Raw genomic sequence first — 12,933 nt, 5'->3', positions numbered from 1 at the left:
TGCCAATATTATTACCCATGTGGGTCACGGTGATGATTACACCGGTGCCTGGGGGCAAGCCAACGTTATCACTAAAGTCGGTGACGGGCGTAATGTGGTGCTTGCTAAAGGTAAGGCTAACATGATCACTCAGGTGGGTAAGGGAGACAGCTTTAATGCCTTATGGAGTGAAGGCAATGTGGTTACCAAGGTGGGTGACGGTATGCAGGTTACGGTGGCAAAAGGGAAAGCTAACGTCACTACAACAGTAGGCAATGGCTTAAATGTAACTGCTGCTCATGGTGACGCTAACATAAACACCCATGTAGGTAATGGTGTTTCGGTTAACGTGGCATGGGGTCAATACAATGTGAATACCAAAGTTGGGGATGGCCTTAATATTGCGGTCATGAAAGGCCAAGGTAACGCTAATATCCAAGTTGGTCATGGTTTATATGTTAATGCCTCTTATGCACGCAATAACGTGGCGATTAAGATTGGTGATGGTGATTTTTACAGCTTGGCTATTGCATCGAGTAATACAGAAAGCAACAAACTCGCCTCTTTCTTCGACAATATCAAACAAACGGTGCTCGGTGTGGGAGGCAGCCAGGCGATCAACTACCTGGTTCAGGGGGATGAGGCTAACACGTCGGGCACCCATAAAGGCAGAGGCGCGATTAATTTAGCGGAAGTTTCTGCCATTGATGGTTTTAAGATGGATGAGATTGATCAAGTGGGTTCGGACTTAAGCAGTCGTCTGAGTAGTTCTGTAACAGCGGTAGAAGTACCTAATGTTGACTCAATAGAAAGTTCTTTAGCAGGTTCGTTGAATCGAAAAACGCGATCGGTATCAGATCGGAATGAAAATCTGATCGTCAATGGTAACTTTGAACAAGGTAATCAAGGTTGGCAGTCAACTCATGGTGTTGAGGCATATAATGCGGCGGGGGTTTACGGCCTTGATAACACGGGTCATGGCTCACGGGTTAGTGAACTTGATGTGGATGTCAGTACCACTATTTACCAGGATCTGAAAAACCGGTCTGAAGGTGAAGTTATTTCATTGAGCTTTGATTTTGCAAAACGTGCAAATATTGTTATGCCCAATGAAGGCATGGAAGTGATTTGGAATGGTGAAAGTAAATTTACCATTACTAATGGTGATACTGCATGGCGAAGTGAAACACTGGAATTAATCGCCAAAGCAGGTACTAACCGCATCGAAATTAAAGGCGTCGGTGATAATAATGGTATTGGCTATATTCTGGATAACGTTGTTGCAAAATCTGTGGGTACACTGCCAACCAATAGTGTTACTGAACATGCCAGGCAAGACCAAGCGGCCAAAAACGCGTTAAGTGATAAAGAAAAAGCCGAAAAGGATTGCCAGCGTCTAGAACAAGAAAAAGAGAAACAACTGGCCGCGATTGAAAAATCGAAATCTCAATTGGAATCAACGGATCAGGAAGCGCTTAACCGGAATGGGCAAGTGCAGAGTGAGGCGATAAAAGAAGAAGCTCAAGCAGTTACTGAAGAGCTGACTTTAATAGCTAACAAATTTAAACAACTTAAAGATGAAACTGATGATAGCCGTGAGTTAGATAGCAATTATCTCGACTATGCGGGGGGAATCTCTGGGGACATCCAGAAACGGCTGGATGACCTCAAGCCGACATTAGAAAAACGGCTGGCGGATATACATCGGGATACGATTGATACACAGCAAAAAGTAAAAGGTGCGATTGCTCAATCAGAGGTTGCCGAGACAAAAGGTAAACAAAATCGTGATAAGGCAATTCTTGACGGTGTAGACGCGCGATTCAAAGCAGATCAGAGAAAAGAAGAAGCACTTTCACAACAGCAGCAGGCGGAAAAGGCGAAGGATAACGCCAATATCGCGTATCAGAATGCAGAAAGTCGTGGTAAGCGTGATACCGCAGCGGCGGAAAATAAAGCGGCTCAGACTCAAGCTGATGCTAAAGGGGCGCAACTGAGTGCTTCCAAACCTGCTCGGATTGGTGCAAATGGCAGCGGCTTGTCAGGGGAAAAAGCCTATGAGTCAACGGAAGCGGGAGAAACCGGTAGCCATATTGATCCTGAATCAATGCCAGAAGTGAGAAACCGATATTATCAAGGGCTGACCGAAGAAGAACTGCAAGCGTTGGCGGATGCAAAACAAGCCGTTAATCGGTTGCAGATCAACGCGGGAATGCGGGCAAAAAATACCGGTGTTTCGCTTACTTCGCAGTTTGTTGAACCACAATCTGACCGCATGGTGGTACCTCCTCCGCATGAGACGCGTGAACTCATCAGAAAAGCAACGATAATTTCTGGTATTAATCTGGAAGGATTGGGCAGTAGCAGAAAGAGGGCGATAGATTCTTCCGTATTAAGTCGTGCACAAAAAATCGCTCACATCTACCGTTGGCTGGATAATGGTAATGCTAATACGCCGGACGGATATATTCCTGTTCCCGGATTTAAACGTGTTAATGCCGATATTTCCGATAAAACCAGACAACGGATAGTAACTTTTGTTGAAAGGCACCTCAGAAATACCAATGTCAAAAACAAAGTACCTGAGAATGAAGCTGCATCTTTAGCGAAACTGTTTGTTGACGCGACTCTGGATTATGACTGGGATAAACGAGTTGAGTTTATTACAAAACTAGACCGTTATGGCTATAACTTTGAACCTGCCCGCGATGACAAAAGTATTGTTTCATTCTGGTCTGGGAAGAGTTTTAGAAGGCATCGAGATGTTCTTGAGGCAGCACAACCGGATGGCAAAAAAATTGTTTACGATGTTGATGTGCAAGGAAACGCTTTTGCGATTCAACTCAATCAGCAACTCATGCGCTGGGGAATTATGTACCTCGCCGATCCTGAAAATAGTGAACATAAAGCGCTAAGATCGGCAATTGATGCTGCTACGTATAGCAACACCGGTTTCTGGAGTTCCGTCTATGCCGCAGGATCACGTGGTGATGTTTATTTGATCTCTGAGGGTGGCTTACGTCTTGGTAACTATTTCTGGAATGTTGAATTACCTGTATTGCGTAAACTGCAACGTGAAGGATTAGTGGGTAAAATTCGACTGCTGGATAAACCGGCAAGTGAATATAACGGATTGCCTACAGAATCGATTGGCCGCAAATTAACAGCGGCGGGTATTACTGTGCAGGCACGGTTTGATGCCTTGACTATTGAAGAGCAGAAAAAACGGCTGGCGGTTAACCCCGGTGGTTATAAAGCCGATACCGTTGTTGAGCTCGATATTAAGCTCAGTGCTATCGACACTATGCTAAATCAGGCATTGCCGTTTTATGGATTACGTACAGAACGTAACTTATTAGTGCAAAAGAGTGATGAAGGATTTGAGGTGCGTTCATGGCCAGGTAATGGCAATGAATTTAAGCGAATTATTGTAAAAAATACGACCAGTAATAATCTGCTTAAAGCGGTTGAACGTTTTATTCTTGCTAATTACGACAATTATGCACAGTTACCTGATGAGTTATATTTCATTGAAGATCGGATTATATCCCGTCATCAAGGACACACCCGAATTCTTACTGAGAAAGTGAATGGCATCTGGAAACCCGTGCCAAAATTGATGTCGGTGAGTGAGTTCCAGGCAACCGCATCTGTTGCAGGTAAAATTCGTGGTGACAGTTACCAAAAAGTGATTGATGCATTAGAGAGTTATCACAATGCCCGACAAGGAAGAAAAGACGATGAATTGGATGTGATTGGAAAATTATCCGATTTGCGCCAACAGGTTGAAGGTTATCTCTTAGGTCATCCTGACTCAGGTCGTGTACCCGCAATGAAGGACTTGTTGTCTCAAATTGACACGCGCTTTGAAGAGTCGATGGTGCTTGCTGAATCCACTGTGAGAATCTCAGAGCAAGGCGATTTCAGTAGTCTGTATGATAAGCTTGGCAGTGCCAATCTTAAGGATTCAAAACACTTTTATGTTGATGAAAATGGCGATTTTGTCACTCGGGGTAAGACAAATATTCATATTAACCAGAAAGCGGAAAATTTTGATAAAGCGGTTGAGCAAGTCAAAGCAGCGGTTATTAAAGAATATGGTCAAGATGTTTCAGATGCCGTTTTCTCGAATCTGAAAGTCAGCGATTTATCGAACGATGGTAAAGGTATTGATGTCTCTGGTTTAAGAAAGATCCATCAGGCGATTGAACAGCATTTATCTCCAATAAGTGCCACACTGTTTGTTTGGAAACCAAGCGATCATAGCCAGTTAGGGCACGTCGCTATGCAAATTGGTCAGGGACGAGCGCATATTAATGCGGACGACGCAGGCGCTATCAATGAGAAAAATTATGTCAGTTGGTGGCCTTCGTTGAACCATGGAACGCTTGAAGCAGATGTCGCCCTTGAAGAGCATGATAAGTTTGGTCTGGAAGATGGTGATCGTAAATTACAACGTTTCATTGAAAAGCTGCAATTCGCACAAGGGGTAGATATAACCTTCAAAGATGTTACTGAAGGCTTTGCTATGATGGCATTGGAAAATCCCGCGTTGCTGCAATCAGCCGGTATTCCTGAACAGATATACCAGCCATTTGTTGAAATGTGGAATGATCGCCAATATGAGATGGCGGATGTCGGTAGACTTTTTGCGGAAGAACTGCGATATCAAGCCGATAAAAATGTACAAGACCCTCAACTGGCGGAAAAACGTGTTGCTAATGTCATTCGTGAATTTAAAGATCGAGAGTTGAAGAATATTCGGGACTTTAAAATCAGCGAAGCCGATCAAGGGCGCGTATTCCGCATTAACCTTGAAGGTCTGGATGTGGCGGCAATGCAGGCGGAATGGCATAAAATCAGCAGCGATCCTAATGAACATTATCAATTGCTGACGAATAACTGTTCAAGCATCATTGCCAGAGTATTAAAAGCAGGGGGGGCAGAGAAACTTGTCGGTCATAAGTGGCTGCCAAAGTTTGGTACCTGGACGCCAACTGAGTTGTTTAATTATGCTCAGGTGCTTCAAGAAGCTCAGCTTGAAGTAATAGCGAAAAAACAAAGCCACTCTCCCGTGGAAGAGTTAGCCGCGTTATCGGGCAAAAATAAGGCATTGGAAACAGTCGTCATGGAGAATGATGGCACGCCATTATTGAATGAACTTATTACCAAGGATAGGATGCGAGATCCTTTGCTTAATAGCTTGCAAGCCACATCAGCGGCAGAGTTAGTTCACAAACCAGTCAATCGCTGGCAAACCGCGGAAGTGACACCACAAACCGATGGTCGAGAAACCCACTTTGATGGTCAAATCATTATCCAGATGGAGGATGACCCTGTAGCAGTTAAAGCAGCGGCTAATCTGGCGGGTAAACATCCAGATTCCAGCGTAGTTGTTCAACTTGATTCCGAGGGTCAATACCGTGTTGTTTATGGTGATCCGGCTAAATTATCAGGCAAATTGCGTTGGCAGCTTGTAGGGCATGGTCGTAGCGAATCAGAGCGGAACAACACTCGTCTGAGTGGTTACCGTGCCGATGAGCTGGCAATAAAACTCAAACAATTCACTCGGAGCTTTGGTCAGGTGGGTAAACCAGACCACATTAGTATCGTGGGCTGTTCGCTGATTGGGGATGACAAGCGAGATGGTTTTGCTCGTCACTTTATTACTGCCTTAAAGGAGCAAGACATTCAGACGACGGTTTCAGCTCGTCGTAGCGAAGTTGCCATTGATGTGACTGGTCGTAAATTTACCCGGGATGAAAATAATCAATGGATCAATAACTTGACTGATAACAAAGTCGTATTGAGTTGGAATGAAAAAGGCGAACTTGAAACTCGTTCAGAGCGAGTGCGTCGCAATATTGCTGAAAGCGATATCAATCTTTCTCGTGTCGGTATAGCGGATGCTGATACGCCAGCTAAAGGTGCAATTGTGAATGATGCGGATATTTTCACGGCACCAGAGAAGCGCAAAAATAAAATTGAAACCGATTCAAGCCATGTATCGAATAACCAGCTAAGTTACTCGGGTAATATTCAGGTCGATGTAGGGAATGGTGAATTTACTGTGCTCAATTGGGGAACATCGAACGTTGGCATCAAAGTAGGTATTGGTGGCTTTAAGTCATTGGCCTTCGGAGATAATAATGTGATGGTGCACATCGGCAATGGTGACAGTCAACACAGCTTCGATATTGCAGGTTATCAAGCGCTTGAAGGGGCGCAAATGTTTATTGGTAATCGTAACGTCAGTTTTAATAAGGGTCGTAGTAATGACCTGATTGTGATGATGGATAAATCCCTGCCAACGCCACCATTGGTTAATCCATTTGATGGTGCGGCCCGTATTTCCGGTGTATTGCAAAGCATTGCCCATACTGGTGAAGGGCAGGACTGGCTAGCGACGCAAGATCAGCAATGGACAATCGCTGGCGCGAAAAAATTTGTTCAGGATATGTCTGGTTTGGATCAAACCAGCAGCGTTGACTATAAGACGCTAGTTGATTTGGGTTCTCAACATGAACGTAGTAGCCGTGGTCTAAGAAGTGATACGGAAGCAGCGCTGAATAAGCAATTCAACCAGTGGCTAGGCGGTCATGGCAACAGTGCTGATATGGGCAAAATGAGCCGTGCGGATAAATTCCGTCAGGCTAATGAGAAACTGGCATTCAACTTTGCAGTCGGGGGGCAAGGTGCGGATATTCAGGTGACCACGGGTAATTGGAACTTTATGTTCGGTGACAATATCCAGTCGATTCTCGACACTAACTTAGGTTCGTTGTTTAGTTTAACGACTCAGCAATACTCGACAACCGGTATAGCGCAGACGACTTTCACCTATAATCCGCAGGATTTGCCACGCCAGCTTAAGAACAAATTCCTTGGTCGGTTAGCCAGTGTGAATGCAGATACCACTTTAGCGGATATTTTTGCTGTGGATTACACTGCGGATGGTCGTATTGTCTCCCGTGGAGACCAGTCGGTGGATGGTGTGGCTATTCTAAAAGAGATGATTGAAGTCATTGGAAAATTCGGTGGCGAACAACTGAAAGTTTTCACTGATCCAGATAAATTGCTTGATGGCCTGAAATCTCACCTCAATATGGGGACGGATGGCATTAAATCCTTTGCTGAGAGTCATGGCCTGAAACAGAAAGAGCCTGATGAAAATGAAAAAGCGCAAAGCAGCACGTCAGCTACCATGGGGACGGAGAGCACCAAACCAGAGCGTGCATTGGGTTTTCATTCGCTGAATTTGCCTAACTTGTTTGCGACGATGTTCAGCGAAGATAAACAAGAACAGATGAAGTCATTAGTGACCAATCTGAAAGAAAATCTAACCGCGGATCTGCTCAATATGGAGCAGAAAACGTTTGATTTCTTGCGTAACAGCGGTCATCTGCAAGGGGATAGCGATATCCATGTATCGTTGGGGAACTACAACTTCAACTGGGGCGGTGATGGTAAAGATCTTGGTGCCTATCTGGGCGATAACAACAACTTCTGGGGTGGTCGCGGAGATGATGTTTATTATTCAATCGGTACTTCCAACATCTTTGCGGGCGGTGCAGGTAATGATCTGGGCGTCCTGATGGGACGTGAGAACTGGATGTTTGGCGGTAATGGCGATGATACTGCGGTGGTAGCCGGACGTATTAACCATGTATTCATGGGTGAAGGTAATGACCAGACGTTTGTCTTTGGCGAAGGGGGTTTGATTAATACTGATAAGGGGCTGGATTACGTTGTCACCTCCGGCAACTACAACCGGGTGGATACCGGAGAAGATCAGGATTATGCCGTGACCATTGGTAATAACAACCGGGTTGAATTGGGTGCAGGCCATGACTTTGCCAGAGTATTTGGTAATGACAATCAGATTGACGGCAACGCTGGTAACGATGTGATTAAACTATTGGGCTACCATGCGGTGATTAATGGTGGAGAAGGTGATGACCATCTGATAGCGGCCACTATTTCGAAGTTCAGCCAGTTTGATGGCGGTGATGGTCAGGATCTACTGGTGTTAGGCGGTTATCAGAACCGCTTCCAGGGTGGAACCGGTGTAGACAGCTTTGTGGTCAGTAGTAAGGTGATTGACGGTCAAATTGATGATATCAATGCAGAAGATATGATCGTCTTTGACGGCATTGACTGGCAAAACCTGTGGTTCCAGCGTAGCGGGTATGATCTGGTGTTATCAGTAAACCGCCATATTGAGGATAAAACCGCTCAGGGGGCATTTGAATCAATAGGTTCAGTCACTTTTAGCAATTACTTTAATGGTAATCGTGCCAAACTGGTGGCGCGGATGGGGGATAAGAATGCATCGAGTGAGCGTGAATTTACTGCTCTATCGGATAATGCGGTTGATACCTTGATCCAATCAATGAGCAGTTTTGCGCCGACAGCGGGTGATAATGGTTTTATTGAAAATCTGGACAGTAAGGCGAAAATTGCTATTACCACGGCGTGGTCAGATACCATTATTGGCAAGGCGCAGTTTGCATAATTAATTCTCTAGAATAAAAGTAGAACGAGTAATAAAAATGGCTCATGGAGTGGATGAGCCATTTTTTACTATTGACTGACTAATGGTTATTTTTACTAATGAATTTTATTTATCATTATTATTTCCTTACTAAAAAAGTAGGATATTATTATCTTATTTACTTATATTGTTTTAATCGTTATAATCTGTGTGGTTATTTATGGAAATGGAATAAAATAATTGATCGTGATTGATGAAATTTTATATCTTAGTTTATACCTAATAGATTTCGAGTTGCAGCGCGGCGGCAAGTGAACGAATCCCTAGGAGCATAGATAACTATGTGACTGGGGTGAGTGAAAGCAGCCAACAAAGCAGCAGCTTGAAAGATGAAGGGTATAGTTGTTACTTTATTATCTTCTCTGTATTTTCAATATTATCGCGAAAAAAAACATCTGCGTTAACGATCTTTTTGAGTTTTTTATTTATCTCATTCGATGGATTTGTTTTAAGGTGTTTGTAAATGTATCAAATTGAAACTTTGCTGAGCTTAATGTTTTCTTTGTTATATACGTGTTATTAATAAATTACTTTTGGGAAAAAGTATGTTTGATAAATTTGTGCAAACAATATCTGATATTAATTTTAATAGCGGTTTTTTTCTTTATTTAATTCTTTGCTATTAAAAAGTCAGAATATTTCACTGTCTCGTGAGAAATTGAATATTCAAAATAACTGCTCTATCCGTTAGGTGCAGTGGTTTTCTGCTTAACTTCAATAATAAATTAAAGGACTATTGATGGGGAAATCATCAAATAGAAGTACCGAGTACTTCTTTACTGGAAAATATTACGACGATAATGACGGTAACAGTATTACTGCTATTGGTATTGGTGGTGAGGTTTATGCTTATGGCGGAGATGATGATGTTACTGTTGGTTCATTAAAGGTCGATGTATACCATACGAATGGTGAACTTTCGGTAAAGGGAGCCTCAGGTTATACCGGTATTAGTAAAACGGGAAATGGTGGCTTGTCATTTGCCGGCGCAGCCGGTGCGGCTTTTATTGATCACACGGGTGAGACGGGAAATTTAAATTATTCGGGTGCTGCTGGCTATAACAAACTGGTTCGTAAAGGTTTATCTGGAGATACAAGTTTTAAAGGGGCTGGTGGATACAATGAATTGTGGCATGAAACTGATCAGGGAAATGCCTATTTTGCTGGCGCGGGAGCGGCTAATAAAATTGACCGTACTTGGTTTAATCAGTATGAGGGGACTCAAGGCGATGTGACATTTAACGGCGCAGGCGCTGCAAATAGTATCGATTCGCGGATAGAAAGCGGTGATATCATTTTGAATGGTGTTGGTGCTGATAATCATATTGTACGTAAAGGTAGAGAAGGTAACATTATCTTGCGTGGTGCGGGGGCCGCGAATCGCATTGAACGTATACGCCATAGTGAAGATGGATATGGACAGACACAGGGCGATATTACTCTTGAAGGTGCGGGTGGTTATAACAAACTCTATTCTGATGTTGCTCACGGCAATATTCATTTTACTGGTGCGGGAGCTTATAACGAAATTACCCGAGCAGGTGTGAAAAATGAAATAGAATTTGCTCAGGCTAAAGATATTGTTATGACATCAGCAACAATGGAGGGAGGATGGATTCAACAATCTCAGCAAGTTAAAGCAGTTAAATCCGATGTGGAGCCTGATACTTATCTCTTTGCCATTGCCAATAATGTTAATACTAAAGTTGTCGCTGTACGGCTGCAAAATAATCCTGATACCGGTAAACTCCGTTATTATGCCACTTCTTGGTATAAGGAGGGTAATCATCTTCAGGATATTGCTAAGGAAAATATCAATGTAAATAATGGTTTTATCCCCGTTAAAAGGGAAGGTGCTATTACACTTGCCGATATTAATTTTGTATATCGACAAGAAACCATAATACAGGGTATTGAGGAGGCATTATTAACCGATAAATGGGTGAATTATTCCGATGGTACTAACATTAAAGCGAAAAATGTCACACTGGGTAATGCCAAAATGGGAGGATACGCGATCTCTTCTAATGGGCTGAAAATCGATGTCTCTCCGGTTAAATCAAACGAGCAACCGGATACTTATGTATATGCAATATTTCTGGAACCTTATACTAAAGTTGTTGAGGTTAAGTTGGCGAATGATTATGAAACAGGAAAGCTGAAATATATTGCAAAATCTTGGTATAAAAAAGGTGACCATACTGGCCGTTTAGCGGAAGAAAGTTTTTCCTATCCTAGCGGTTATCAATCAATAGGTGCTGGTTATACGTTAAGTCAACTTCACTATGATTTAAATATAACAGATGATATTGCTGATTGTTTGACTGATATTGAAGGTTATTCTGAGCAAGATCTTATCAAATCATCAAAGAATGGCGGTGATAGTACCGGTAATATTTATTTTATCGGTGCGGGTGGTGGAAACGTTATTGCATCCAATGTGACGCACGGTAATATTAATTTCACAGGAGCGGGGGCGGCGAACGTTATTTTGCACGGCTCAAAATTCGGTGATACGAATTTTGATGGTGCCGGTGCAGCCAACGTCATTGTAAAAAGTGGCGAAAAGGGCGATTTGACATTTCATGGTGCGGGTTTAGCCAATGTCCTGGTTCACCAAGGCCAGAGTGGGAAAATGGATGTTTACGCTGGCGGTGCGGTCAATGTTCTGGTGCGTATCGGGGATGGACGATATCTGGCCCACCTTCTGTCCTATGGCAATATCTCGATCCACAAAGGCAACGGTGACAGCCGGGTGCTGATGCTGGGGGGATATAACACTCATACCCAAATAGGTCATGGCAATGGGAACTGGTCCGGCGCGGGCGGTTTTAATGTCATCACTCAGGCCGGCAAAGGGGATATCTTCTCAGTACTTTTCGGTGGCGCTAACGTGCTAACAAAGCTTGGCACCGGAGATCTGGTTGCCGGTATGTTTGGCGGCGCCAATATTATCACCCATCTCAGTGATGAGACTGAAACCGCCAACACCACTGCCATTGCGTTGGGTGGTGCCAATATTCTCACCAAAAAAGGGAAAGGCCATGCGCGGGCGGTAATGGGCGGTGGCGCGAACGTCCTCACGCATATAGGTGACGGCAATACCACGGGCGTTATGCTGGGTGGCGCGAATATCTTGACCAAAGTCGGAAAGGGTGACACGACCGGCCTCATGTTCGGCGTTGGCAACGTGTTGACCCAGGTTGGCGACGGTTGGACACTGGGCGTGATGGTTGCGGCGGGGAACATCTTCACTAAAGTCGGGGAGGGGACATCAATTGCGGCCCTGATTGGCGCGGGTAACCTGTTTACCCATGTCGGCAAGGGGGATGCATGGGCGTTAATGGGGGGGTTGGGTAATATTTTTACCAAAGTGGGTGACGGTGATGCGCTGGCCTTGATGGTGGCCGCAGGCAATGTGTTTACTCATATTGGGGAGGGCACAAGTGTTGCGCTGATGCTGGCAAAGGGCAATATCGCCACGAAAGTGGGTAATGGCATGACCCTGACGGCGATGATCGGGAAAGCTAATCTCTTTACCCATGTCGGAGATGGCAATACCTTTGCGGCCATGATTGGGGGGGCCAATGTGCTGACCAAGGTCGGTAATGACCTGACCGCCGCCTTAATGATAGGGAAAGCCAATATCTATTCGCATGTGGGTGAGGGCACCAGCATCGGTTTGTTTGCCGGTGAACTGAACGTGATGACCAAAGTGGGTGAGGGGACAACGCTGGCGGCCATGTTTGGTAAAGCCAATATGATGACCCATGTGGGGGATGGCTTGACGGGTGTCTTGGCACTGGGTGAGGCCAATATCGTTACCAAGGTGGGTGATGATTTTCTGGGGGTTGTTGCGGCGGCGAAAGCGAATGTTATTACGCATGTGGGCAATTCAACGACGGCGGCTGTTTTGCTTGGTAAAGGCAATATTCTGACCAAAATAGGAGACGGTCTTACAATCGGCCTGCTTATTTCCGATGTGGGTAACGTGATGACCCATGTTGGAGGGGGCACGACGGTGGGTTTTGCCAAAGGGAAAGCCAATCTTATCACCAAAATTGGCGATGGCACCGGGGTGAATGCGGCCTGGGGTGAGGCGAATATCCTGACTCAAGTGGGAAATGGCGACCGTTACAACTTTGCGAAAGGTAAAGCCAACATGGTTACCAAAGTGGGGAATGGGCAAGAAGTCGCGGTCGTTCAGGGAGATGCCAATATTATTACCCATGTGGGTCACGGTGATGATTACACCGGTGCCTGGGGGCAAGCCAACGTTATCACTAAAGTCGGTGACGGGCGTAATGTGGTGCTTGCTAAAGGTAAGGCTAACATGATCACTCAGGTGGGTAAGGGAGACAGCTTTAATGCCTTATGGAGTGAAGGCAATGTGGTTACCA

Annotated in this window: 2 protein-coding genes; both read left to right on the top strand. The window is 44.5% G+C overall.

Translation table 11 applies throughout. From position 1 onward, the window contains the following. On the top strand, window positions 1-8,494 hold an 8,494-nt coding region (rtxA, locus tag D3222_RS22365; RefSeq protein WP_118988082.1), incomplete at its 5' end, for an MARTX multifunctional-autoprocessing repeats-in-toxin holotoxin RtxA. A gap of 778 nt (window positions 8,495-9,272) precedes the next feature. Beyond that, a partial coding sequence (gene rtxA / locus D3222_RS22355) for an MARTX multifunctional-autoprocessing repeats-in-toxin holotoxin RtxA (RefSeq protein ID WP_118988080.1) occupies window positions 9,273-12,933 on the top strand: 3,661 nt, incomplete at its 3' end.

The organism is Photorhabdus sp. CRCIA-P01 (assembly GCF_003545805.1).
Lineage (GTDB): Bacteria > Pseudomonadota > Gammaproteobacteria > Enterobacterales > Enterobacteriaceae > Photorhabdus > Photorhabdus antumapuensis.
The sequence above is the reverse complement of the archived record's forward strand: the minus strand, read 5'-3'. Positions and strand labels throughout refer to the sequence as shown.